Source organism: Streptomyces lichenis (assembly GCF_023218175.1).
Taxonomy (GTDB): Bacteria; Actinomycetota; Actinomycetes; order Streptomycetales; family Streptomycetaceae; genus Streptomyces; species Streptomyces lichenis.
Genome location: NZ_JALPTH010000030.1, coordinates 19,683 through 42,886, shown reverse-complemented (window position 1 = coordinate 42,886; position 23,204 = coordinate 19,683). Strand labels below are relative to the sequence as shown.

Annotated in this window: 21 protein-coding genes and 1 tRNA gene; 13 read left to right on the top strand and 9 right to left on the bottom strand. The window is 73.2% G+C overall.

Features of this window, described 5'->3' with window-relative positions:
* Positions 1-42: 42 nt before the first annotated feature.
* Complete coding sequence (hutU, locus tag M1O15_RS25685) at positions 43-1,761, bottom strand: urocanate hydratase (RefSeq protein ID WP_248636552.1); 1,719 nt, start codon at positions 1,759-1,761, stop codon at positions 43-45.
* 160 nt (positions 1,762-1,921) lie between these two features.
* On the opposite strand from hutU, the gene M1O15_RS25680 reads away from it, so the two are divergent.
* Entirely contained in the window at positions 1,922-3,250 is a 1,329-nt protein-coding gene (locus M1O15_RS25680) for a type III PLP-dependent enzyme domain-containing protein (RefSeq protein WP_248636551.1), read from the top strand.
* A gap of 215 nt (positions 3,251-3,465) precedes the next feature.
* Here M1O15_RS25680 and M1O15_RS25675 read toward each other — a convergent pair whose 3' ends face one another.
* The gene (locus tag M1O15_RS25675; protein ID WP_248636550.1) at positions 3,466-3,723 is read right to left on the bottom strand and encodes a type II toxin-antitoxin system Phd/YefM family antitoxin; all 258 of its coding nucleotides are present in this window, start codon (positions 3,721-3,723) and stop codon (positions 3,466-3,468) included.
* A 190-nt stretch (positions 3,724-3,913) separates the two neighbouring features.
* Between M1O15_RS25675 and M1O15_RS25670 the strand changes: the two genes are divergently transcribed.
* From M1O15_RS25670 to M1O15_RS25650, 5 genes are all read left to right on the top strand, one after another.
* The gene (locus M1O15_RS25670) at positions 3,914-5,290 is read left to right on the top strand and encodes an APC family permease (RefSeq protein WP_248636549.1); all 1,377 of its coding nucleotides are present in this window, start codon (positions 3,914-3,916) and stop codon (positions 5,288-5,290) included.
* A 195-nt stretch (positions 5,291-5,485) separates the two neighbouring features.
* The gene (locus M1O15_RS25665; protein ID WP_248636548.1) at positions 5,486-5,998 is read left to right on the top strand and encodes a hypothetical protein; all 513 of its coding nucleotides are present in this window, start codon (positions 5,486-5,488) and stop codon (positions 5,996-5,998) included.
* A complete protein-coding gene (locus M1O15_RS25660; RefSeq protein ID WP_248636547.1) occupies positions 5,995-6,783 on the top strand; it encodes a transcriptional regulator in 789 nt (262 codons plus the stop codon). The genes M1O15_RS25665 and M1O15_RS25660 overlap by 4 nt, the downstream gene beginning before the upstream one ends.
* Positions 6,784-6,850: 67 nt before the next feature.
* Entirely contained in the window at positions 6,851-7,375 is a 525-nt protein-coding gene (locus M1O15_RS25655; RefSeq protein ID WP_248636546.1) for a roadblock/LC7 domain-containing protein, read from the top strand.
* A gap of 6 nt (positions 7,376-7,381) precedes the next feature.
* On the top strand, positions 7,382-7,756 hold the full coding sequence (locus tag M1O15_RS25650; protein WP_248636545.1) for a hypothetical protein: 375 nt from the start codon (positions 7,382-7,384) through the stop codon (positions 7,754-7,756).
* Positions 7,757-8,043: 287 nt separating this feature from the next.
* Here the strand turns inward: M1O15_RS25650 and M1O15_RS25645 are convergent, their stop codons facing one another.
* Both M1O15_RS25645 and M1O15_RS25640 read right to left on the bottom strand, forming a co-directional pair.
* Complete coding sequence (locus tag M1O15_RS25645) at positions 8,044-8,619, bottom strand: hypothetical protein (protein WP_248636544.1); 576 nt, start codon at positions 8,617-8,619, stop codon at positions 8,044-8,046.
* 122 nt (positions 8,620-8,741) lie between these two features.
* Positions 8,742-9,587: a MurR/RpiR family transcriptional regulator gene (locus M1O15_RS25640; RefSeq protein WP_248636543.1), complete on the bottom strand. Its 846-nt coding sequence runs from the start codon at positions 9,585-9,587 to the stop codon at positions 8,742-8,744.
* A 160-nt stretch (positions 9,588-9,747) separates the two neighbouring features.
* Between M1O15_RS25640 and M1O15_RS25635 the strand changes: the two genes are divergently transcribed.
* On the top strand, positions 9,748-10,167 hold the full coding sequence (locus tag M1O15_RS25635) for a hypothetical protein (RefSeq protein ID WP_248636542.1): 420 nt from the start codon (positions 9,748-9,750) through the stop codon (positions 10,165-10,167).
* 370 nt (positions 10,168-10,537) lie between these two features.
* Here the strand turns inward: M1O15_RS25635 and M1O15_RS25630 are convergent, their stop codons facing one another.
* Entirely contained in the window at positions 10,538-11,923 is a 1,386-nt protein-coding gene (locus tag M1O15_RS25630) for a cystathionine beta-synthase (protein ID WP_248636541.1), read from the bottom strand.
* A 105-nt stretch (positions 11,924-12,028) separates the two neighbouring features.
* Here M1O15_RS25630 and M1O15_RS25625 point away from each other — a divergent pair, with 105 nt between their 5' ends.
* From M1O15_RS25625 to M1O15_RS25615, 3 genes are all read left to right on the top strand, one after another.
* Positions 12,029-13,078 carry an SGNH/GDSL hydrolase family protein gene (locus M1O15_RS25625; protein WP_248636540.1) on the top strand — a complete coding sequence of 350 codons (1,050 nt, stop codon included), beginning with the start codon at positions 12,029-12,031 and terminating at the stop codon, positions 13,076-13,078.
* Positions 13,079-13,375: 297 nt separating this feature from the next.
* Entirely contained in the window at positions 13,376-14,596 is a 1,221-nt protein-coding gene (locus M1O15_RS25620) for an acetyl-CoA C-acetyltransferase (protein WP_248636539.1), read from the top strand.
* A 371-nt stretch (positions 14,597-14,967) separates the two neighbouring features.
* A complete protein-coding gene (locus M1O15_RS25615; RefSeq protein WP_248636591.1) occupies positions 14,968-15,867 on the top strand; it encodes a hypothetical protein in 900 nt (299 codons plus the stop codon).
* Between the two features lie 21 nt (positions 15,868-15,888).
* Here the strand turns inward: M1O15_RS25615 and M1O15_RS25610 are convergent, their stop codons facing one another.
* Positions 15,889-16,221: a hypothetical protein gene (locus M1O15_RS25610; RefSeq protein ID WP_248636538.1), complete on the bottom strand. Its 333-nt coding sequence runs from the start codon at positions 16,219-16,221 to the stop codon at positions 15,889-15,891.
* 99 nt (positions 16,222-16,320) lie between these two features.
* Here M1O15_RS25610 and M1O15_RS25605 point away from each other — a divergent pair, with 99 nt between their 5' ends.
* Entirely contained in the window at positions 16,321-16,551 is a 231-nt protein-coding gene (locus M1O15_RS25605) for a DUF4287 domain-containing protein (protein WP_248636537.1), read from the top strand.
* 72 nt (positions 16,552-16,623) lie between these two features.
* Here the strand turns inward: M1O15_RS25605 and M1O15_RS25600 are convergent, their stop codons facing one another.
* Positions 16,624-17,502 carry a Bax inhibitor-1/YccA family protein gene (locus M1O15_RS25600; RefSeq protein ID WP_248636536.1) on the bottom strand — a complete coding sequence of 293 codons (879 nt, stop codon included), beginning with the start codon at positions 17,500-17,502 and terminating at the stop codon, positions 16,624-16,626.
* Positions 17,503-17,689: 187 nt separating this feature from the next.
* A tRNA-Leu gene (locus M1O15_RS25595) sits at positions 17,690-17,774 on the bottom strand.
* Between the two features lie 499 nt (positions 17,775-18,273).
* On the opposite strand from M1O15_RS25595, the gene M1O15_RS25590 reads away from it, so the two are divergent.
* Positions 18,274-19,044 (top strand): ABC transporter ATP-binding protein, encoded by a 771-nt coding sequence (locus M1O15_RS25590; RefSeq protein ID WP_248636535.1) that lies wholly within the window; start codon positions 18,274-18,276, stop codon positions 19,042-19,044.
* Between the two features lie 95 nt (positions 19,045-19,139).
* On the top strand, positions 19,140-21,671 hold the full coding sequence (locus M1O15_RS25585) for an ABC transporter permease (RefSeq protein WP_248636534.1): 2,532 nt from the start codon (positions 19,140-19,142) through the stop codon (positions 21,669-21,671).
* Positions 21,672-21,756: 85 nt separating this feature from the next.
* On the opposite strand, the gene M1O15_RS25580 is transcribed toward M1O15_RS25585, so the two are convergent.
* Positions 21,757-23,070 carry a class I SAM-dependent methyltransferase gene (locus M1O15_RS25580; RefSeq protein WP_248636533.1) on the bottom strand — a complete coding sequence of 438 codons (1,314 nt, stop codon included), beginning with the start codon at positions 23,068-23,070 and terminating at the stop codon, positions 21,757-21,759.
* Positions 23,071-23,204: the final 134 nt, after the last annotated feature.

Genomic DNA, 23,204 nt, shown 5'->3' with positions numbered 1-23,204 from the left:
CGGCACCGCTCGCCGAGGGGCGCCCACGGTCCGGTCCGCCGCTCACGAGGCCGCGCCCTGCTGACCGCTGTCGCCCGAGGACTCCGCCGTGCCGTCTTCCCGCGTGCCATCTTCCCGCATCGGGACGCGGACGCCGCGCTCGGCGGCCACGTCCTCGGCGATGTCGTACCCGGCGTCCACGTGCCGGATGACGCCCATCCCGGGGTCGTTGGTGAGCACCCGGCGGATCTTCTCGCCGGCCAGCGGGGTGCCGTCGGCGACGGTGACCTGCCCGGCGTGGATGGAGCGGCCCATGCCGACCCCGCCGCCGTGGTGCAGGGAGACCCAGGAGGCACCAGAGGCGACGTTGACCATGGCGTTGAGCAGCGGCCAGTCGGCGATGGCGTCGGAGCCGTCGAGCATGGCCTCGGTCTCCCGGTACGGGGAGGCGACGGAGCCGCAGTCGAGGTGGTCCCGGCCGATGGCCAGCGGGGCCTGGAGCTCACCGGAGGCGACCATGTCGTTGAACCGCTCGCCGGCCCGGTCGCGCTCGCCGTAGCCGAGCCAGCAGATCCGGGCGGGCAGGCCCTGGAAGTGGACCCGCTCACCGGCCATGGTGATCCAGCGGCGCAGCGACTCGTTCTCCGGGAAGAGGTCGAGCATCGCCTTGTCGGTGGCGGCGATGTCCTTGGGGTCGCCGGAGAGCGCGGCCCAGCGGAAGGGGCCCTTGCCCTCGCAGAACAGCGGCCGGATGTAGGCGGGGACGAAGCCGGGGAAGTCGAAGGCCCGCTCGTAGCCGGCGAGCTTGGCCTCGCCCCGGATGGAGTTGCCGTAGTCGAAGACCTCGGCCCCGGCGTCCTGGAAGCCGACCATGGCCTCCACATGGCGGGCCATCGACTCCCGGGCCCGCTGGGTGAAGTCGGCCGGCTTGTCGGCGGCGTAGGAGGCCATGTCGTCGAAGTCGACGCCGAGCGGGAGGTAGGCGAGCGGGTCGTGGGCGGAGGTCTGGTCGGTGACGATGTCGATGGGCGCGCCCATGGCGAGCAGCCGCGGCAGCAGCTCGGCGGCGTTGCCGAGGACGCCGATGGAGAGCGGGCGGCGGGCGTCGCGGGCCTCGGTGGCCAGGGTGAGGGCGTGCTCCAGCGAGTCGGCCTTCACATCGAGGTAGCGGTGCTCGATCCGGCGCTCGATGGCGCGCGGGTCGCAGTCGATACAGAGGGCGACGCCGTCGTTCATGGTGACGGCCAGCGGCTGGGCCCCGCCCATGCCGCCGAGCCCGGCGGTCAGCGTGATGGTCCCGGCCAGCGTCCCGCCGAACTTCTTGGCCGCGACGGCGGCGAAGGTCTCGTAGGTGCCCTGGAGGATGCCCTGGGTGCCGATGTAGATCCAGGACCCGGCGGTCATCTGCCCGTACATGGTCAGGCCGAGCTGCTCCAGGCGGCGGAACTCCTCCCAGTTCGCCCAGTCGCCGACCAGGTTGGAGTTGGCGATCAGCACACGCGGCGCCCACTCGTGGGTCTGCATCACGCCGACCGGGCGGCCGGACTGGACCAGCATGGTCTCGTCCTGCTTGAGGGTGCGCAGGGTGCGGACCATGGCGTCGAAGGAGCGCCAGTCGCGGGCGGCCTTGCCGGTGCCGCCGTAGACGACCAGCTTGTCGGGGTGCTCGGCGACCTCCGGGTCCAGGTTGTTCTGGAGCATCCGCAGGGCGGCCTCCTGCTGCCAGCCGAGGGCGGTCAGTTCCGTACCGCGCGGGGCCCGGACGGGGCGGGGTCCTGACATGGGATGCCTCCTCGGCGACAGACGCTATGCAGAGCTGGTTATTCACATACTGACCCGATGAATACTTCCAGTCAACGGGGCGGCGGCGCCCGTCGGCCTCATGGCCGTCGGCCGTTCCCCCGTTCGCCTCGTCGCCCGTTCGGATGATTGGCTGGGGGCCATGGCTTCCGACCGCCGCGACCGAGCCGTACGAGCCGCCGTCGACCAGCGGCTGCTGTCCCAGGACCACCCCGTCGCCGCCCTCCTCGACACCGAGGGCGTCCGCGCCTCCGCCGCCGAACTGCGCGCCGCCTTCGCCGCCGTCACCGACGCCCCGGTGCTGCACGCCTTCGCCGTCAAGGCCGGGCCGCTGGTGCCGGTGCTGCGGCTGCTCTCCCAGGAGGGGCTGGGCGCGGAGGTGGCCAGCCCCGGGGAGCTGGCCCTGACCCGCGCCGCCGGGGTGCCGCCCGAGCGGATCGTGCTGGACTCCCCCGCCAAGACCCCCGCCGAGCTGACCGAGGCGGTCGCCCTCGGAGTCGCCGTCAACGCCGACAACCCGCAGGAACTGAGCCGCCTCGACACCCTGCTGAGCCGGTCGCCGACGGCCTCCCCCCTCGGCCTCCGCGTCAACCCGCAGATCGGCGGCGGCACCATCGACGCGCTGTCCACCGCGACCCCCACGTCCAAGTTCGGCATCGCCCTGCGCGACCAGGGCGCCCGCGACGAGGTCGTCCGCGCCTTCCTGGACCGCCCCTGGCTGACCCGGCTGCACACCCACACCGGCTCCCAGGGCATCCCGCTCTCCCTGCTCGCCACCGGGATCCGGGAGGCCTACGAGCTGGCCGAGGAGATCAACGAGGCCACCCTCCGCGCACACGGGCGCCGCCAGGTGGACACCCTCGACATCGGCGGCGGGCTGCCGGTGAACTTCGCCTCCGACGAGCACACCCCCACCTTCGCCGAGTACGCCCGGCTGCTGGCCGCCGAGGTGCCCGGACTGTTCGACGGGCGGTACGGGCTGGTCACCGAGTTCGGGCGGTCGCTGCTGGCCAAGCACGGCACCCTGCTCGCCCGCGTCGAGTACACCAAGACCTCCGGCGCCCGTCCCATCGCGGTCACCCACGCCGGCGTCCAGGTCGCCACCCGTACGGTCTACGACCCGGACTCCTGGCCGCTGCGGATCGCCACGTACGACGCCGAGGGCCGCCCCAAGGACGGCCCCCTCACCGACCAGGACGTGGCCGGCCCCGCCTGCTTCGCCGGCGACCTGCTCGCCGTCGAACGCCCCCTCCCCCTCCTCGAACCCGGGGACGTGATCGCCGCCCTGGACACCGGCGCCTACTACTTCACCGCCCACTACGCCTACAACTCGCTCCCCCGCCCCGGCGTCTACGGCCACACCGAGTCCCCCGACGGCACCGTCCACTTCACCCCCGCCCGCCCACCCCAGCAGCTTGCCGAGATCGTCGCCGAGTCAGGCGGCGCCCACCGGGACGCCCTGCTGGGGTGACGGGGGGGGGAAGGCCGCCGGGGCTCGGGTGACCGGACCGTACGCGGGACCGAGCCCCGTCCCGTACGCGGGGCGGGGGCGCCTCTTCGGGAGGCGAGCGGCCGGGGCGTACGCGGGGCCGGGGTGTACGCGGGGCCGGGGTGTACGCGGGGCCGGGGCGTACGCGGGGCCGGGGGGCCCGACGTACGGGGAGGGCAGGCCCCCGCCCCCGTACGTCAGGCGCCGTCGCCGAACACCCGGCGGTACGCCTCCTCCGCCGGCACCCCGGCGTCCTCGCCCCGGGCCTGGCGGGCCCGGTACGCGGCCAGCGCCCGTGCCTCCTGGAGTTCGAGGGCGTCCGCCGGGCCGACCAGCACCGCGACGAGCTGCCCGTGCTCCGTGATGCCGACCGGTTCCCCGGTCGCACCGACCTCATGGACGAGCTCGTCGAGCCGCTCGCGGGCCTCGGTGATCGAGTAGGTCTGCTGCGTCATGCGCGTGAGTGTAGGGAGAGCGCCGCACCGCCGGGGCCCGGGCAGCCGCGTCGGCCGGGCCGCCCCAGTCGGCCCGCCCCCGCGCGGGCACCCACCGGGGCGGTCCCGGCCCCCCTCCGTTCGCCGCACCCCCGGCGGTAATCGCCGGCCTCGCGGGAATCAGCCGTACCCCGCCGGGCAGTAAGCATCCATGTCCACTACCGCAGAGCCCGTCGACGGCGGCGAGCCGGCCCTCAAGAGAGCCATCGGGCCGAAGCTGCTGATCCTCTTCGTCATCGGTGACATCCTCGGCACCGGCATCTACGCCACCACGGGAAGCGTGGCGGGCAAGGTCGGGGGCGCGCTCTGGCTGCCGTTCGCGATCGGCTTCGCGGTCGCGCTGCTGACGGCGGCCTCGTATGTCGAGCTGGTCGGCAAGTACCCGAAGGCCGCCGGGGCCGCCCTCTACACCCAGAAGGCGTTCGAGGTCCCCTTCCTGACCTTCATCATCGCGTTCATGGTCATGTGCTCGGGACTGTCCTCGGCCAGTGCCGCCGCCCGGGCGTTCAGCGGGGACTACCTGGGCGAGTTCACCGACGCGGTGCCGCCGACGCTGATCGCGGTCCTCTTCATCCTGGCGCTCGCCGCGCTGAACCTGCGGGGCGTCTCGGAGTCGGTGAAGGCCAACGTGGTGCTCACCCTGGTCGAGCTGACCGGTCTGACGATCATCCTGGTCATCGGCGCCTACGCGGTGCTCTCCGGCGAGGGCGAGCCCTCCCGGCTCGGCGACTTCCAGGCCACCGGCACCGGATACGCCCTGCTCACCAGCGTGCTGGGCGCCACCGCGCTCGGTTTCTTCGCCTTCGTCGGCTTCGAGGACTCGGTCAACATGGCCGAGGAGACCCAGGACCCGGCCCGCACCTTCCCCCGCGCCATCTTCATCGGCGTCGGCGTCACCGGCACCATCTACGTCCTGGTGGCCCTGATCTCCTCGCTCCTGGTGGACTACCGGGTCCTGGAGGGCTCCAGCGGCCCGCTGCTGGAAGTGGTGAAGGCCGGCGGGCTGGACTTCCCGCCCAAGCTCTTCGCGCTGATCGCCCTGTTCGCGGTCACCAACTCCGCGCTGATCAACATCATGATGGCCTCCCGGCTCTGCTACGGCATGGCCAACGAGCGGATCCTGCCGCGCGCCATGGGCAAGGTGCTCCCCCGCCGCCGCACCCCGGTCGTCGGCATCGTCTTCGTCTCGCTGCTGGCGATCGGCCTGGTGTCCACCGGGGAGATCGAGGGCCTCGGCGACACCACCTCCTTCCTCCTGCTCTGCGTCTTCGCGGTGGTCAACGTCGCCGTGCTGGTGCTGCGCAAGGACCGGGTCGAGCACCACCACTTCCGTACGCCGACGATCCTGCCGGTGCTCGGCGCCATCAGCGCCCTGGTGCTGGCCAGCCCGCTGGCCGACCGCTCCTCCGACGTCTACATCCGGGCCGCCGTGCTGGTGGCGCTCGGGGTGGTGCTCTGGGCGGTGAACAAGCTGGTGCTCCGGGCACGGGGTGAGGACACGCCCGCCTCGCCCGCGCCACGCCAGTAGCGACCCGCACACCCGGGCCGTCGGGTGGCGCGAAAGCGCCGCTCGATGTCCGGCAACCGTCGACCGTACATCGGTCCGGGCACGTTCCCGTGGAATTTGCCAGAACTCCCTTCCCACGAGCGGGACTTTGCGTAACCTCCTCGTCACTGCTGCTTCTTGCGTGACGGGGAACTGGGAACTGGGAGGGGAACCGGCGTGCCCGGAATCGACGAGTGCCTGCGCGAAGCGATGAGCCTGCCAGGTGCCCGCGGTGCCGCGCTCGTCGACTGGACCAGCGGGCTGGCGCTCGGCACGGCGGGCGAGTCCCCGGTGGGCGACCACGAGACGACCGCCGCCGAGACCGCCGAACTGGCCCGCGCGGCCGCCGAGTACGAGTCCTTCGCCCCGGGGGCGAACGGCCCGCCCGCGCTGCCGCCGGGCCCCTCGGCCGCCGCCGCCCCGGCGCCCGTGCCCCGCCCGGCCCCCTTACCCGTACCGCCCCCCGTCCCCGTCCCCGCAGCATCGGCCGGACCGGCCGACGACCTGCGGGAACCGCCCGTCGAGGACGTCATCGTCACCACCCGGACCGGCTACCACGTGCTGCGGTTCGTCGGCACGACGTTCGACAGCAGCGTCTTCCTCCACCTCTGGCTGGACCGCCGCACCGGCAACCTGGCCCTCGCCCGGTTGCGGCTGCGCGAACTCGCCGAACGGCTGGTACTGATATGAGCGCGCACGCCGCCGCCCCCGTGGTCTCCCCGATGCTGCTGCGGCTCGCCGAGGACCGCGCCACCGGCGCCCTCATCCGCGACCACGGCACCCTCTATCTGGTGGACGGGCGGGTGGTGCACGCCGAGAGCCCCGCGGCACCCGGTGTGGACGTGCTGCTCACCGCCGGGGGCCGACTGCCCCGGGCCGGCTGGCAGGAGGCCGTCGACCGGGCCGGCGCCCGCCGCGAGGTGGGCCGCTTCCTGGTCGACAGCGGGCGAATATCCGGCGGTGAGCTGGAGATATGCCATCTGGCCGCCCTCTTCGACGCGGCCTACTTCGTCCTCACCCCCGGCGGCGGCCCGACCCGCTTCCGCGGCGGCGTCGGGCACTGGATGGGCCAGGTGCGCCCGGTCCCCGCCGCCGACGTCCAGCGCGAGACCCTGCGACGGCGCGAACTGCTGGAAGCCGTCTGGCCCTACCCGGCGGTCGACTCCGCGCCGGTCGTGCCGCGCACCCCCTCCCCCGGCCAGACGGTCACCCCCCGCCAGCGCGCCCTGCTGGCCCGCGCCGACGGCCGGCGCACCCCCGCGCGGCTCGCCCGCGAGCTCGGCCGCCCCGCCTTCCACACCCTGCTGGACATCCGCCGGCTGGCCGCGGCCGGGCTGGTCGCCACCCCGTACGAGCCGGCCGCGGCACCCGCACAGGTCCCGCCCACCGTTCCGGCGTGGGTCGCCGACATCGCCGCCGACCCGGACACCGCTCTGCTCCGCCGGCTCCGCGACGCACTGGAGGCACACCTGTGACGACCCGTACGCGCCCTACGCGCTCATGAGGCGCGCTCTGCGACAGCGCGCCGAGAGGAGACTGCTGATGACGGCCGAAGCCGAGGTGCTCGGCGAGCTCAGAAGGCTGCGGGCCAGAGTCCCGCAGCTCACCGGGGCGCTCGCGGCCAGCGCCGACGGGCTGGTCCTGGCCCGGGACGCGGCCGACGCCGAGGGCGCCGAGCATGTCGCCGCGCTCACCGCGACGGCGCTCGGCGTCGCCCAGCGGCTCACCGACGCCACCGGACAGGGCGGCTTCCGGGAACTGCTGGTCCAGGGCGAGCACGGGTACGTCGCCACCTACGCGGCGGGCGGCTCGGCCGTCCTCACCCTGCTCGCCGAGCCCCGGATCAACGTGGGCCGCCTCCATCTGGAGGCCCGGCGTTCAAGTGCCCGGATCGGCGCCCTGGTCGACGAGGCCCTGGAACGCCGCCCCGACCCCCGCCCGCAGCGCCGACCCGAACCGCGGACCCCCGCGACCGCCCCGGCGAAGTCCGGCCCCCTGCCCGTACGGCCGCCCGCGGCGGCGCCCGCCGTACCGCCCCTCCCGACCCATCACCCGAAGGAAGCGTGAGACGCCATGGCCAACACCGAGACCGCCCTCAAGGAAGCCACCACCATCATCGACGGCGCCATCGGCGCGGCCCTCGTCGACTACACCAGCGGCATGGCGCTGGGCACCGTCGGCGGCGGCAAGGACCTCGACCTCAACGTGGCCGCCGCGGGCAACACCGACGTGGTCCGCGCCAAGGTGCGCACCATGGAGATGCTGGGCCTGAACGAGGAGATCGAGGACATCCTGATCACCCTGGGCAGCCAGTACCACCTGATCCGCCTGCTCAGGAGCCGCGGCTCGAACGGGCTGTTCCTCTATCTGGCCCTGGACAAGAGCCGCGCCAACCTGGCGATGGCCCGCCACCAGCTCCGCAAGATCGAGGCCTCGCTGGAGATCTGACGACCCGCCGGCACACGGCGGCGGAAGCGGAAGCGGAAGCGGAGGCGGAAGCGGTACGGGCCGAGCCCGGCGGACGCACGTTGTACGGGGCCGGGGCCCGCAGGTGTACGCGGTACCGGGCACGGGCCTCAGCCCGGCAGGCGTACGCGGCACGGCCGCGGCGGGCTCGGCGCGCGTACGTGACACGGGGCCGGGGCCGGGGCCGGCAGGTGTACGTGCCCGGCGGGCGTACGCGGTACCGGGCGGCCCCGGCGGCTCGGCCGCAACGCATCCGCGCCCGGACGTCCTCAGCGGCGGCGGGACCCGCCCGGGGCGGCGTCTCCGGCGGCGATACCGGTGAAGCGGTAGCCGCCCACCGCGCGCCCGGTCGGGCCGCCGCCGGTCACGGCTCGGCCGACCGCCCCGGCCGGCAGCCACAACAGCCGGTCGGCGGCCCGTTCCCGTCCGCCGAGCCAGGCGGCCTTCAGCCACAGCCCGGCCCCGGCGCCCGCGAGCCACAGCCCTCCGGCGCCGGGCAGCGCGAACGACGAGCCCACCGCCGCCAGGAACCCGGCGAGCAGCCACCAGCGCAGGGCCCGCCGCCGGTCCCGTACCGTACGGGCCCGGTCCTGGAGCACATCGCCGCGCCCCGCCCGGACCGCCGCCCCGGCCGGCCGCGCATACGCACCGCGCCGGGCAAGGGCGACGGCCGCCGCGGTGACCAGGAAGAGGGCCGCCCCGGCGAGCAGCCCGATCCGCCGCCCGGTCAGCCCCGGGACCAGCGCGCCCACGGCGGCCGCGGCCAGCCCCGTCCACCACAGTGGCGCCGCCCCGGCCCGCACCACCACGGCCACCCGCACCAGCGTCTGTCCCGTCCGCGCCATGCACGCCTCCCTTGATCCACCCCGGCTCGCCGGGCGGCAGGCTAGCGGCCGGTTCTGAAGGTCTCCTGAGAGCCGGGCGGACACGCGCCCGGCCCCTACTCCTCCCCTACTCCCCTACTCCGCTACTCGGCGAAGAGGCCGCGGGAGGCCGCCGCCGCGTCGAACTCCTCCAGCCGCGCCTGCGCGTCCGGCAGCCCGTCGCACATGGCCTCCAGCAGCACCCGCCCCAGCAGCATCGGCGCGCAGGCGGTGTCGAAGGCGAGCCCGGTGCCGACGGCCGCGGGGATCAGCAGGTCGCTGTGGCGGGCGACCGGGGCGAACGCGGAGTCGGCCACCGTGACCACGGTCAGCCCGGCCTCCCGGGCGTACGCCAGGGCGTCCACCACCTCACGCGGGTGGCGGGGCAGCGCGAAGCAGAGCAGCACCCCGGCCCCGGCCCGTACCGCCGCGTCGATCCGGTCGGTGAGCATGGTGCCGCCCTCGTCCAGCAGCCGGACGTCGGGGTGCACCTTGGCGGCGAAGTAGGCGAAGCCGCGGGCCTGCGAGGAGGCGGCCCGCAGTCCCAGTACGGGCAGCGGCCGGGAGGAGGCCAGCAGCCGTCCGGCCCGCTCGACCGGGGCCGGGTCGGCCAGCAGCGTGCTGAGGTGGCGCAGGTTCTCGATCTCCGCCTGCACGGCCTGCTGGTACTCGTTGAGCCCCTGCTCCCCGTCCCCGGTGGCGGGCTGCTCCCCCGGGGCGACCTCGCGCAGATGCCGGCGGAGCGCGGGGTAACCGTCGAAGCCGAGCGCCACCGCGAAGCGGGTGACGGACGGCTGGCTGACCCCGGCCAGTTCGGCCATCTCCACGCTGGAGAGGTACGGCACCTCGGCGGCGCGGCGCACCATCCAGTGCGCGATCCGGCGCTGCGTGGGCGTCAGCCGGTGGCCCTCGAAGAGCGCCTGGAGCCGCGCGGCCGGGCTGTCGCTCATGACCGTCCCCCTCGTTCTATTCAAGCACTCATAATCCTGCATGACATTATGCAGAGCGCCGCCCCGCAAGCCACCCGTCGCCGCCCGGGGGCCATCCGGTGGGCGAAGAGGGGGGTTAGCCCCAATGACCCGGCCCCGCGCACTCCGTACCGTAGCGAGCATGAAAGCTCCCGATCACGAGCTCGCCAAGGAGCTCGACGCCACCCTGAGCGCCCGCCGCGACCTGGGTGCGGAGTACGAGCAGGCGCTGATCGAATCGTTCCTGGAGAAGCTCGACCAGCGGATGGAGGCCACGGTGGACCGCCGGGTCCGCCGCGAGGTGGCCGAGCAGCAGATAGGCGCGGTCCGCGGCAGCCGCTCCGCCGAGCCCGCGCTCACCGGCTTCGGCGAGCGCTTCGGCTTCGCCGTGGTCTCCCTGGTGCTGGCCATCCCGCTCTCCGGCATCGGTGCCGGTGCGGCCGGTCTGGGTGGGCTGATGACCGTCTGGGCCGGGATCGTCGGCGTCAACGTCGCGCAGACCCTGCGCGACGGGCCGATACGTCGCCGCCGCGAGGCCCGCGAGCACCCCCTGGACGCCTGAACCACCCCCGGACGCCGCCTCCGGACATGGGTCGGGGCCGCCCGCGCGATGGCGGGCGGCCCCGGAGGTATGGCGAGGACCGCCGCACCCCCGTGACCGGGGGGCGGGACGACGGCGGTCCTCGCGGGGGACACGGGCCCGGGTCAGGGCCGGTCTCCGCGTCCGCGGCGCGCTGGGTGATCCGGGAGCCGCTCCGGAAGCCCTGGCGCCGACACATCCAACGATGACGCCCACGTGTTAAGGCGGTGCTGCCGCCGTATGACGGGTGCGTACCGTTTCGGCGACATGCCCGCACCGCGATCCTGACGCCGGGTCAAGGACGCCCGCGGGCTGCGGCTCCGCCGGAAGGGTCCCACTCCGCCGGAAGGGGCTACTTCGCCGTGCGGGCCAGGAAGGCGAGCAGGTCCTGGCGGCTGACGACGCCGGTGGGCTTGCCCTCGACCAGGACGATGGCGGCGTCGGCGGTGCCGAGGACGGCCATCAGGTCGCTGACCGGCTCGCCCGAGCCGACCTGGGGCAGCGGCTTGCTCATGTGCTTCTCCAGCGGGTCGTCCAGCGAGGCGCGCTGGGTGAACAGCGCGTCCAGCAGCTCGCGCTCGACCACCGAGCCGACGACCTCGGCGGCCATCACGTCCGGGTGGCCCGCGCCCGGCTTGACGATGGGCATCTGGGAGACGCCGTACTCGCGCAGCACGTCGATGGCCTGGCCGACCGTCTCGTCCGGGTGCATATGGACCAGGGTGGGGATGGCCCCCTCCTTGTCGCGGAGCACGTCGCCGACGGCGGCGGAGGTACCGGCCTCCTCCAGGAAGCCGTAGTCGGCCATCCACTCGTCGTTGAAGATCTTGGAGAGGTAGCCCTTGCCGCTGTCCGGCAGCAGCACCACGACCACGTCGTCCTCGCCGAGGCCCTCGGCGACCTTCAGCGCGCCGACGACCGCCATCCCGCAGGAGCCGCCGACCAGCAGGCCCTCCTCCTTGGCGAGGCGGCGGGTCATCTGGAAGGAGTCCTTGTCGGAGACGGCGACGATCTCGTCCGTCACCTTGGCGTCGTAGGCGGAGGGCCAGAAGTCCTCGCCGACGCCCTCGACCAGGTAGGGGCGGCCGGAGCCGCCGGAGTAGACCGAGCCCTCCGGGTCGGCGCCGACCACGCGCACCTTCCCGCCGCTGATCTCCTTCAGATAGCGGCCGGTGCCGCTGATGGTGCCGCCGGTGCCAACGCCCGCGACGAAGTGGGTGATCTTCCCGTCGGTCTGCTCCCACAGCTCCGGACCGGTGGTCTCGTAGTGCGAACGGGGGTTGTTCGGGTTCGAGTACTGGTCCGGCTTCCAGGCACCGGGGATCTCACGGACCAGCCGGTCGGAGACGTTGTAGTACGAGTCCGGGTGCTCCGGGTCGACCGCGGTGGGGCAGACCACGACCTCGGCGCCGTACGCCCGCAGCACGTTGATCTTGTCGGTGGACACCTTGTCCGGGCAGACGAAGACGCACTTGTAGCCCTTCTGCTGGGCCACGATGGCGAGACCGACACCGGTGTTGCCGGAGGTGGGCTCGACGATGGTGCCGCCGGGCTGGAGCGCGCCGCTCTGCTCGGCCGCCTCGATCATGCGTACGGCGATGCGGTCCTTCACCGAACCGCCCGGGTTGAAGTACTCCACCTTGGCCAGGACGGTGGCCTTGAGGCCCTTGGTCACGCTGTTGAGCCGCACCAGCGGGGTGTTGCCGACGAGGCTGATCATCGAATCGTGGAATCGCACCGTAAGTCTCCGGGATCTCCGTAATGGTCAGTCCAGCGTATGCGTAGTCGGACACGGTTACGGGGCAGTTACCTGGTGTACGGACACGAGGAGGTGGCTGCGCCTATGTCGAGGGCGAGGGTGGCACGGCGGATCGCGGCGGGCGCGGCCTACGGGGGCGGGGGCATCGGACTGCTGGGCGCCGCCGCGGTCGGCGTCCTGGTGGCCGAGATGCAGCTGGCGAAGCGCTCGGTGGGCGGGGGCACGGCCCCGATCCCACCGCGCGGGGACGGGCTGTACGGGGCGGGGTACGGCTCGCCGACCTTCCCGGTGGCACCGGTGCGGCTCGCCCTGCTGGGTGATTCCACCGCGGCGGGGCAGGGGGTGCGCCGGGCCGGCCAGACGCCCGGTTCGCTGCTGGCCTCGGGGCTGGCGGCGGTCGCGGAACGCCCGGTGGAGATGCGCAATCTGGCCCTGCCGGGCGCCCGCTCGGACGATCTGGACCGCCAGGTGACGCTGGCGCTGGCCGATCCGGGGCGGTTGCCGGACGTGTGCGTGATCATGATCGGCGCCAATGACGTGACCCATCGGATGCCGCCGACCGAGTCGGTGCGCCATCTGGCGGCGGCGGTGCGGCGGCTCCGCACGGCGGGCGCGGAGGTGGTGGTGGGCACGTGCCCGGATCTCGGCACCATCGAGCCGGTGTACCAGCCGCTGCGCTGGCTGGCCCGGCGGGTGTCGCGGCAGCTGGCGGCGGCGCAGACCATCGTGGTGGTGGAGCAGGGCGGCCGGACGGTGTCGCTGGGCGATCTGCTGGGCCCGGAGTTCGCCGCCAACCCGCGGGAGATGTTCGGGGCGGACAACTACCACCCCTCGGCCGAGGGGTACGCGACCGCGGCGATGGCGGTGCTGCCGACGGTGTGCGCCGCGCTGGGGGTCTGGCCGGAGGCCGAGCGGCTGGACGCGGACCGGCGCGAGGGCATGCTGCCGGTCGCCCAGGCCGCGGCGGAGGCGGCCGACGAGGCGGGCACCGAGGTCACCGGCGCCCGCGCCCCCTGGGCCCTGCTCAAGCACCGCCGCCGGCGGCGGCTGCCCGCCCCGCCCGCGCCGGAACGGGGGTCAGCCCCGGAAGCCCCGGCCCCTGCGCCGCTGCGGGACGACGCCCGACGACGGTGACGGGGGGGGCGGCCCGGGCCGCCGGAAGGGCGGGCGGAGGCCTGGGCCCCGGGGATCGCCCCGGGCATCCGCCCCAGGAGTCCGGACCCAGGCCCGGCCGCCCTGGAGCCCGGCGGCCACCCCGAGCCGCCCCTGGTGTCCCCGTGCCCCGCGGCGGGTATCGGTCCTGCAGTCCCACCGAACTGAGCGGGCGCTTAGAAATGCGGTCCGCATCACACACCCGTCCGGATGACCCCGAGTGATACGTACGGGTAACTTCCCTCTCAGTCCTGCCCTCCTCGCCCTCATGGAGCCGTGATGCCCGAAGCCGTGATCGTCTCAGCCGCCCGTTCCCCGATCGGCCGGGCCTTCAAGGGCTCCCTGAAGGACGTGCGGCCGGACGACCTGACCGCCACGATCATCCAGGCCGCGCTCGCCAAGGTGCCCGAGCTCGACCCGCGCGAGATCGACGACCTGATGCTCGGCTGCGGTCTGCCCGGCGGCGAGCAGGGCAACAACCTGGGCCGGATCATCGCCGTGCAGATGGGGATGGACCACCTGCCGGGCTGTACGGTCACCCGCTATTGCTCCTCCTCGCTGCAGACCTCCCGGATGGCGCTGCACGCCATCAAGGCGGGCGAGGGCGATGTCTTCATCTCGGCCGGCGTCGAGACGGTGTCCCGGTTCGCCAAGGGCAACTCCGACAGCCTGCCGGACACCCACAACCCGGTCTTCGCCGAGGCCGAGGCCCGTACCGCGGCCCGCGCCGAGCAGGAGGGCACCGACTGGCACGACCCGCGCGAGGACGGCCTGCTGCCCGACGCGTACATCGCGATGGGCCAGACCGCGGAGAACCTGGCCCGGCTCAAGGGGATTACCCGCCAGGACATGGACGAGTTCGGCGTGCGGTCCCAGAACCTCGCCGAGGAGGCCATCAAGAACGGCTTCTGGGAGCGCGAGATCACCCCGGTCACCACCCCGGACGGCACCGTGGTGGCCAAGGACGACGGCCCCCGGGCGGGCGTCACCCTGGAGGGCGTCTCGGGCCTCAAGCCGGTCTTCCGCCCCGACGGCCTGGTCACCGCGGGCAACTGCTGCCCGCTCAACGACGGCGCCGCCGCGCTGGTGATCATGTCCGACACCAAGGCGCGCGAGCTGGGCCTGACCCCGCTGGCCCGGATCGTGTCCACCGGTGTCTCCGGCCTCTCCCCCGAGATCATGGGCTACGGCCCGGTCGAGGCCAGCAAGCAGGCGCTGTCCCGCGCCGGGCTCACCGTCGGCGACATCGACCTGGTCGAGATCAACGAGGCGTTCGCCGCGCAGGTCATCCCGTCCTACCGGGACCTGGACATCCCGCTGGAGAAGGTGAACGTCAACGGCGGCGCCATCGCCGTCGGCCACCCCTTCGGCATGACCGGCGCCCGGATCACCACCACCCTGATCAACAGCCTCCAGTTCCACGACAAGCAGTTCGGTCTGGAGACCATGTGCGTGGGCGGCGGCCAGGGCATGGCGATGGTGATCGAGCGGCTGAGCTGAGCCGAGGCCGAAAGACATACGGGAGGGGGGCTCGGTTTCGGCCGGGTCCCCGTTTCCGTTCCCGGGCCCCCTTCCGGTACGGTCACCGCCTCGCCGCGGGGCCCTTCGTCACCGCCCGGTGCACGGTGAATACCGTTGCGTCACGGCGCAAACATCCGCGCCCGAGCCGTGACCGAATCTCCCCCAGGATGTGACCTGCCTCTCCGGGCAGGCGTGTTCTCGCAGGTCACGGCCGAATCGGCGACGGGACACCGGCCAAAAGACCTGTCCATTTCGTGACGTAATGCACTGACAGGGGGCGCGGGCACCCGACAAGCTGAGGTAGGAAGTGCGGGGGATCGATTGAAGTCGGGAGTAAGTCAGTGAGCGCCATGTCTCTCGCCCTGCTGCTGACCACGGCCGCCGCCACGGTCGTGGGCGCCGCCGCCCTGCACGCCGCCCACGGGCTGCGCAAGCAGGTCGCCGCGCTGCGCACGGAGCTCGCCCACGCCACCCCCACCGCCCCGGCGGCCCCCGCCCCCACCGTCCCGCACGCCCGCGCCGCCGAGGACATACGGGCCGCGGTCGCCGAGGCGCTGGCCGAGGAGCGGGAGCGGGAGCTGGCGGAGGCCCGGGCGTTCTGGGCCGCCCAGGAGGCGCGGGACGCGGCCGACTCGCTCGGCCCGCTGCCCGGCGGACCGGCCGGTCTGCCCGACGACGGCGCCCCCTTCTTCGTACCGCGCCAGGCGGACTTCGTCGGACTGGACGGGATCGGGCTGGAGCTGGGCGCGGAGTACGGCGAGTACGCCGCGTACGCGGACGGGCTGGACGACCCGGTGAGCCTGGAGGACGTGGACGCCCTCGCCGCCGAGCTGCCCGAGCTGCCGGGTGTCGCGGACCACCCGGAGGACTCCCCCGAGCTGGCCGCCGCCCGCCGCCGGCACCCCTCGCACCCGGACTTCGTGCCGGTGCAGACCCCGGTGGTCACCGACCACGAGCGCACCGTGGCGCGCCTGGAGGAGCTGGCCGCGACGGCCACGGCGCTCACCGACGTACGCCCGGGTCCGCTCGGCACCCTGGACGTGTACGTGTTCGCGGACGGGACGACCCTCTGTATGACCCCCGGGCACCGGGAGACCGCCGAACGCCTCGCGGACGCGCTGCGGGCCGGCCGGGAGCCGGTGCTGCTGGGCGGGTCCGGGGTCTCCGGCGCGTACGCGCTGACCTTCTCCTGCGGCACGGGTGCCGACAACGTCTACATCCTGGCCGACCGCGTCATCGCCTCCCTGTAGGAGGACCGGGCCAGGGCCTTCTCAGAGCCCGGAGGCGGCGGCCGCGCGCCGGACGGCCGCCAGGGCCTCGTCCCGTTCGCGGGTGAGCGGGGAGCCGGCGGGGGCCGTCCGCAGAACCTCCGCGAGATCGTTGCAGGCGACCACAAGCTGGTCCGCGACGGCGAACATCCCGGCGTCCGGCATGGTCAGCGGCGGCTCGCCGGGGGCCTCGATCCGCTGGGCGCGCAGCGACAAGTCCCTGGCCAGAGCCAGCGCACCGGCCGCCGCGCCCTGCTGGAGGCGGCTCTGCGGCGCCGCCCGCAGCCGGTCGGCGAAGCGCTCCACCGCGCCGGTCAGTCCACTCGTATCAAGCACTCCGCGACCCTACGCGCCCCCGCCGGACTGTTGCCAACGGGCGGACGCTCAGGCACGGTGACGTGAAGGAGCACACGCTCGACGCGTCCGGAGGCGCCGATGTCCCACGTCTTCTCCGAAGAGACCCACCGCAACCTGATCTCCCGCATCCCCGACATCACGGGGCGCCAGTTGACCGAATGGCTTCGCACCGTCGAGGAAGGCCCCTCCCTCGTCCGCTTCGAGGAGAAGGTGAGCTGGCTCCGGGGCGCGCACGACCTCTCGTACGGGCACGCCAAGGCGATCATCCACGAGTACGACCTGCGCCGGGCCGCGCGCAAGCTGCTCTGACCCCGTCCGAAACGGCGGAGGGGCCCGCCCGGCTGCTGCCGGACGGGCCCCTCGCTGCTGGGGACTGACGGGTCAGTCGTCGCCCTGCAGGATCGCGATGAGCCGCAGGAACTCCAGGTAGATCCAGACCAGGGTCATGGTCAGACCGAAGGCCGCCAGCCACGCCTCCTGGCGCGGGGCGCCGTAGGTGAGACCGTCCTCGACCTGCTTGAAGTCCAGGGCGAGGAAGCAGGCACCGAGGATGATGCCGATGACGCCGAACAGGATGCCGAGGCCACCGCTGCGGAAGCCGAGGCCGTCACCGCCGCCGATGAGGGCGAACAGCAGGTTCACCACCATCAGCAGCATGAAGCCCATGGCCGCGGCCATCACGAAGCCGACGAACCGGCGGTTCACCCGGATCCAGCGCATCTTGTAGGCGATCAGCACACCGGCGAACACCGCCATGGTGCCGAGCACCGCCTGCGGCACCGCGCCGGGGGTGACGTAGGTGGAGACCGCGCTGGAGATGACGCCCAGGAAGACGCCCTCGAAGGCCGCGTACAGCAGGATCAGCGCGGGCGAGGCCTTGCTCTTGAAGGCCTGGATCATCGCGAAGACGAAGGCCACCAGAGCGGCGCCGACGCCGATGCCGTACGAGGTGTTGATGTTGGCCGGGTCGACCGGCAGCAGGAACCAGGAGAGCGCGGCGGTGACGAAGACCGTGCCGAGCGTGATGGCCGTGCGGCTCACCACGTCGTCGATGGTCATCGCGCCCGAGCGCGCCGGGGCCTGCGTGGGGTCGCCGAGCTGGGTGTCCTGCGCGTACGGGTTGGTCGCGTACGGGTTCGTCGCGTAGGGGCCTGCTCCGGCGGCGGGGCTCCCGGCCTGCGGCTGCTGCGCGTTGAAGCCCGCGTAGCCGGTGTCGCGGCTGAACCCCCGTCGCGAGAAGACCGGGTTGCTGCTCCTCATCTCACTCCTCCATGGCCGCCGTGCGCGGCCTTGGAACAAGAGTAATGGGGACGCAAAAGAAACACCCTAGTGCTCGGGGAGGATCTTTCCCCTCCCTGGGCGTTCCGCGGGCACTGCGGGGCGGTGCGCCGCGCTTCCCTCACCGGGCCGGAAGGGAACGTACGTTCGAACGGCAGTGCATCGACAGTGCCCGGAGCCGGACTCGAACCGGCACGGCCCGAAGAGGGCCAGCGAGGTTTAAGCTCGCCGTGTCTACGTTCCACCATCCGGGCCATCACACGCGCACGCGCATACGCCCATCCGCGCGGGTCACGCTGGCACATGAGCCTATCCGGGGCGCGTCCCCCGATCAGCGGAGCCGTGGCCCGATATTGTCTTATTCTATTGGGGCCTGAGGGAGCGTCAGCCACGGCGGGCAAGGTCGCCCGGGCCCCCTTCGGCGCTCGCGGCCGCAAAGGGTGCGCAAAGGAATGACGGAAAGTCGTCGCCCGGTGTGACCCTGTCATGACAATGCGCCGCATTGCGCCCCGGGAACGCGCCCCACCCCGTCCCTGGGAACGCGCCGCATTCCGCCCCGTCACACGGCCGCCTCAGGGGTGCCGTCATACCTCAGGAGGAGCGGACGGGGCCGCGGTCCGACTCCAGACTGCCCCGGGAACGGGCACGCGGAGGGACGTATCGGGGGTGGGTCGGGGGCCACGATGGACAGGTCCTCGACAAGCGCGCCCGACAGCGGTCGCGCAGCCACCGCGTACCCGACGGGAGTCCCTCGTGACCACCACCTCCACCGCCTACCGCTCCACCGCGGTGGCCGCCCGCGCCACGGAGCTGTCCAAGGTCTACGGACAGGGTGAGACCCAGGTGGTCGCGCTGGACCGGGTCACCGTGGACTTCCGGCAGGGCGAGTTCACCGCGATCATGGGCCCCTCCGGTTCCGGCAAGTCCACCCTGATGCACTGCGTGGCCGGGCTGGACACCTTCTCCGGCGGCTCGGTGCGGATCGGCGACACCGAGCTCGGCTCGCTGAAGGACAAGCAGCTCACCCAGCTGCGCCGGGACAAGATCGGCTTCATCTTCCAGGCCTTCAACCTGCTGCCCACCCTGACCGCGCAGGAGAACATCACCCTCCCGATGGACATCGCGGGCCGCAAGCCCGACAAGGAGTGGGTGCGCAAGGTCATCGACATGATCGGGCTGTCCGGACGGCTCGGGCACCGGCCCGCGCAGCTCTCCGGCGGCCAGCAGCAGCGTGTCGCGGTGGCCCGCGCGCTGGCCTCCCAGCCCGAGATCATCTTCGGCGACGAGCCGACCGGCAACCTCGACTCGCGCTCCGGCGCCGAGGTGCTGGGCTTCCTGCGCAACTCGGTGCGCGAGCTGGGGCAGACCGTGGTGATGGTGACCCACGACCCGGTAGCCGCCTCCTACGCGGACCGGGTGATCTTCCTGGCCGACGGCCGGATCGTGGACGAGATGCTGCACCCCACGGCGGACGGCGTGCTGGACCGCATGAAGGAGTTCGACGCCAAGGGCCGTACGAGCTGAGCCCCGGCCCGGGGGCGCCACCCGGCCCCCACCGGCCGAGCCCCGGCCCCTCTCCGACCTCCTGACCCCACCCCAACCCACCGGGACCCCACCTCATGCTCCGTACCGCCCTGCGCAACGTGCTCGCGCACAAGGCCAGGCTGCTGATGACCGTGCTCGCCGTGATGCTCGGCGTCGCGTTCGTTTCCGGCACCCTGGTCTTCACCGACACGCTCTCCCAGGCCTTCCGCAACCAGTCCGCCAAGAACTACGACGACGTGGCCGTGGCGGTCACCTCCTACGCCGACGGGTCGAACCCCGAGTCGGGCTCCGGCGTCTCCCAGAAGACCGTCGACAGGATCGGCGCGCTGGACGGGGTCACCGCCGTGAGCGCCCGGGTGAACGGCTTCGCCGGGGTCGCCGACCCGAACGGCAAGCTGATCGGCGTCGGCTGGTCCAACAAGGGCGCCAATTTCGCCCCCGGCAAGGACGGCAAGGACCCGGCGTACGCCTTCGGGCAGGGCTCCGGCCCCGCCGCCGCCGACCAGGTCGCCCTGGACCAGGACACCGCCGCCAAGGGCAGGTACAAGGTCGGCGACCGGGTGCGGGTGGCCACCAACGGGCCGGTGAAGGAGTACACCCTCAGCGGGATCTTCACCACCGACGACGGCGCGGTCAGCGCCGGCGGCAGCCTGGTGCTGTTCCAGACCCCGGTGGCGCAGAAGCTCTACCTGGCCCCCGGCCACTTCCAGGACGTCAACGTCAGCGCCGCGCCCGGCACCGACGACGAGAAGCTGCTCGACCAGGTCGTGCCGCTGCTCCCGAAGGAGGCGGTGGCCCGCACCGGCGCCGCCCTCGCCGACGAGCAGGCCAAGGACATCGAGGCCGGGATGAGCGGCCTCAACCAGGTGCTGCTGGCCTTCGCCGGGATCGCGCTCTTCGTCGGCGTGTTCCTGATCGCCAACACCTTCACCATGCTGGTCGCCCAGCGCACCAAGGAGATCGCGCTGATGCGCGCGGTCGGCGCCTCGCGCCGCCAGGTCACCCGCTCCGTGCTGGCCGAGGCCGGCCTGGTCGGCCTGGTCGCGGCGGCGGTCGGGCTCGGGCTCGGCGTGCTGCTCGCTGTGGGGCTGCGCTCGGGCATGTCCAGCTTCGGGATGAAGGTGCCCGGCGGGCCGCTGGTCGTCACCGCGACCCCGATCGTCTCCGCGCTCGCCGTCGGTGTGCTGATCACCATGCTGGCCGCCTGGCTGCCGGGCCGCCGGGCCGCGAAGATCCCGCCGGTGGCGGCGATGAACAGCGTCCACGCGGCGCCCTCCGCCAAGTCCCTGCTGGTGCGGAACATCGTCGGGTCGGTGATCACCGCGATCGGCGCGACCGCGATCGCCGGCGGCGCCGGGATGGGGGACGAGAACGGCCGCTATCTGATCGGGCTGGGCGCCTTCCTCGCCCTGATCGGCGTGATCGTGCTGATCCCGCAGCTGTCCCGGCCCATCGTGGCCCTGGTCCGGCCGCTGCTGGTCTCGGTCTTCGGTGTGGCCGGCAAGCTGGCCGGCCAGAACGCGGTCCGCAACCCGCGCCGCACCGGTGCCACCGCCTCCGCGCTGGCCATCGGGCTCACCCTGGTCACCGGCCTGTCGGTGGTCGGTGTGACCGTGGGCCAGTCGGTGGACAAGATGACCACCGACAACATCCGCGCCGACTACATGGTCGCGATGGCCAGCGGCGGCCCGCTGGACGGCTCCGCGCTGGCCGCCGTGGAGAAGGCCCCGGGCGTCAGCGCCGTCTCCCCGCTGACCAGCACCTACCTCAAGCTGGACGGCGAGTTCGCCCCGACCTCCGCGGTCACCCCGGGCGACGTCGAGAAGGTGCTCACCGTCAAGACGGTCTCCGGTGGCATCGGCTCGCTGGCCGACGGGCGGATCGCGGTCGCCGAGGACTCCGCCAGGAAGCACGGCTGGAAGGTCGGCGACACCCTGCCGACCGTGTTCGGCGACGAGAAGAAGGGCTCGCTGAAGGTCGGCGCGGTCTTCGAGGGCAGCGAGTTCCTCTCCCCGGTGCTGGTCGGCAGCGAGCTGGCCGCCCAGCACGAGAAGAAGCCGAACATCCAGCAGATCTTCGTCAAGATGGACGGCGGCCAGTCCGCGGCCGGCGAGAAGGCGCTGATCAGCGCCCTGGGCGAGAACCCGGCGATCAGCGTGATGGACCGCCAGGACATCCGCGACCAGTTCGGCGGCATGATCAACATGATGCTGAACATCGTCTACGCGCTGCTGGCGATGGCACTGCTGATCGCCGTCCTGGGTGTGGTCAACACCCTGGCCATGTCGGTCTTCGAGCGGCAGCAGGAGATCGGCATGCTGCGGGCCATCGGCCTGGACCGGCGCCGGGTGAAGCGGATGGTCCGGCTGGAGGCCGTGGTGATCTCGCTCTTCGGCGCGCTGGTCGGCATCGTGCTGGGCGTCTTCCTCGGCTGGGCGATCGGCCAGTCCCTCAAGGACGACCTGCCGGGCTACGCGCTGGTCCTGCCCTGGGGCCGGATCGGGATCTTCCTCCTCCTGGCCGGACTGGTCGGCGTGCTGGCCTCGCTCTGGCCGGCCCGCAGCGCGGCGCGGCTGAACATGCTGAACGCCATCAAGGCGGAGTAGCCGCGCGCGGCGGCACAGACGAGGGCCGGGCCTCCGGGCTGTTCCGACCGGGACAGCGGGGCCCGGCCCTCGGGCGTACGGCGCCTCAGCCGCCGTCAGCTCCCCGCTCGTTCCAGACGCGGGGGCGCAGGGGCAGGCCCGAGCGGCCGTCAGGACCGGTGCGCACGGCCAGGATCTGGTTGACGCCGATCTGGTGGCGCTCGAAGGCGAGGGCGGAGGCGGCCATGTAGAGCCGCCAGACGCGAGCCCGGCCCGGTGAGGTCAGCCGGACCGCCTCGGGCCAGTGCGCCTCCAGGTGGGCGACCCAGTGGCGGAGCGTCAGCGCGTAGTGCTCGCGCAGCGCCTCGGTGTCGCGCACCTCGAAGCCGGCCCGCTCCAGGGCGGAGGTGGTGCGGCCCAGCGGGGCGAGTTCGCCGTCCGGGAAGACGTACGCGTCGATGAACGGGTCCAGCCGGTACGCGGACTCGTCCCGTTCCGGGCGGCGGGCGATCTGGTGGTTGAGCAGCCGCCCGCCGGGGCGCAGCAGGGCGTACAGGGCGTCGGCGTACTCCTGGTAGCGCTCGGTGCCGACGTGCTCGGCCATGCCGATGGAGGAGATCGCGTCGTACGGGCCGTCCCGGACGTCCCGGTAGTCCTGGACGCGGATCTCGACCCGGCCGGCCGGCCCTTCCTCGGCGATCCGCTCGCGGGCGTACGCGGCCTGCTCGGCGGAGAGGGTGACGCCGACGACGGTGGCGCCGTACTCCCGGGCGGCGTGCAGGGCCATCGAGCCCCAGCCGCAGCCGACGTCCAGCAGCCGGTCCCCCTCCTTGAGGGCCAGCTTGCGGCAGACCAGGTCGAGCTTGGCGCGCTGGGCCTGCTCCAGGGTGGCGCCCTCGGTGAAGCAGGCGCAGGAGTAGACCATCGACGGGCCGAGGACCAGGGCGTAGAAGTCGTTGCCGACGTCGTAGTGGTGGCTGACGGCCTGCCGGTCGCGGTGCCTGGTGTGGGTGCGGCCGGTGCGGCCGCGGATCTCCTCGGCGGGCGGCGCGGGCGGCGGCCAGGGCCCGCCGAGACGGACCAGCTCGCGGACGGCGGCGCGCAGCCGGGGGTCGCGTACGGTCCGCTTCCCGGCCGGGCGCTCCCCGCCGCCGCGCTCCCACAGCAGTGCGGCGATCCGGCCGAGGAGGGCGTACAGATCGCCCTCGGCGTCCAGTTCGCCGGCCACCCAGGCCCGGGCGAGGCCGAGCTCGCCGGGCTTCCAGAGCAGCCGGCGCAGCGCCCTGCGGTGGCGGACCACCAGGACGGGTGCGCCGGGCGGCCCGGCCTCGCTGCCGTCCCAGGCCCGGATGCGGACGGGCAGCGGTACGCCCAGCAGGTCCTGGGCGAGAGCGGTCAGCCGCGACGCGGCGTCGGCCATGGTGCACACCTCCGTGACGGTTCGGCGGAGTTCGCTCTGTGCGTGAAGCTCTGTGTTCGACTCCACGAGAACACCGGGGGTGCGGGCGCGCAGTCCCGGAACGGGGCGATGCGCGGGCGAAAGGGCCGGGGGTG

Coding starts and splice junctions, on each gene's coding strand:
- hutU (WP_248636552.1), bottom strand. CDS start 1,761: ATGTCAGGACCCCGCCCCGTCCGGGCCCCGCGCGGTACGGAACTGACC.
- M1O15_RS25680 (WP_248636551.1), top strand. CDS start 1,922: ATGGCTTCCGACCGCCGCGACCGAGCCGTACGAGCCGCCGTCGACCAG.
- M1O15_RS25675 (WP_248636550.1), bottom strand. CDS start 3,723: ATGACGCAGCAGACCTACTCGATCACCGAGGCCCGCGAGCGGCTCGAC.
- M1O15_RS25670 (WP_248636549.1), top strand. CDS start 3,914: ATGTCCACTACCGCAGAGCCCGTCGACGGCGGCGAGCCGGCCCTCAAG.
- M1O15_RS25660 (WP_248636547.1), top strand. CDS start 5,995: ATGAGCGCGCACGCCGCCGCCCCCGTGGTCTCCCCGATGCTGCTGCGG.
- M1O15_RS25655 (WP_248636546.1), top strand. CDS start 6,851: ATGACGGCCGAAGCCGAGGTGCTCGGCGAGCTCAGAAGGCTGCGGGCC.
- M1O15_RS25650 (WP_248636545.1), top strand. CDS start 7,382: ATGGCCAACACCGAGACCGCCCTCAAGGAAGCCACCACCATCATCGAC.
- M1O15_RS25645 (WP_248636544.1), bottom strand. CDS start 8,619: ATGGCGCGGACGGGACAGACGCTGGTGCGGGTGGCCGTGGTGGTGCGG.
- M1O15_RS25640 (WP_248636543.1), bottom strand. CDS start 9,587: ATGAGCGACAGCCCGGCCGCGCGGCTCCAGGCGCTCTTCGAGGGCCAC.
- M1O15_RS25635 (WP_248636542.1), top strand. CDS start 9,748: ATGAAAGCTCCCGATCACGAGCTCGCCAAGGAGCTCGACGCCACCCTG.
- M1O15_RS25625 (WP_248636540.1), top strand. CDS start 12,029: ATGTCGAGGGCGAGGGTGGCACGGCGGATCGCGGCGGGCGCGGCCTAC.
- M1O15_RS25620 (WP_248636539.1), top strand. CDS start 13,376: ATGCCCGAAGCCGTGATCGTCTCAGCCGCCCGTTCCCCGATCGGCCGG.
- M1O15_RS25615 (WP_248636591.1), top strand. CDS start 14,968: ATGTCTCTCGCCCTGCTGCTGACCACGGCCGCCGCCACGGTCGTGGGC.
- M1O15_RS25605 (WP_248636537.1), top strand. CDS start 16,321: ATGTCCCACGTCTTCTCCGAAGAGACCCACCGCAACCTGATCTCCCGC.
- M1O15_RS25600 (WP_248636536.1), bottom strand. CDS start 17,502: ATGAGGAGCAGCAACCCGGTCTTCTCGCGACGGGGGTTCAGCCGCGAC.
- M1O15_RS25585 (WP_248636534.1), top strand. CDS start 19,140: ATGCTCCGTACCGCCCTGCGCAACGTGCTCGCGCACAAGGCCAGGCTG.
- M1O15_RS25580 (WP_248636533.1), bottom strand. CDS start 23,070: ATGGCCGACGCCGCGTCGCGGCTGACCGCTCTCGCCCAGGACCTGCTG.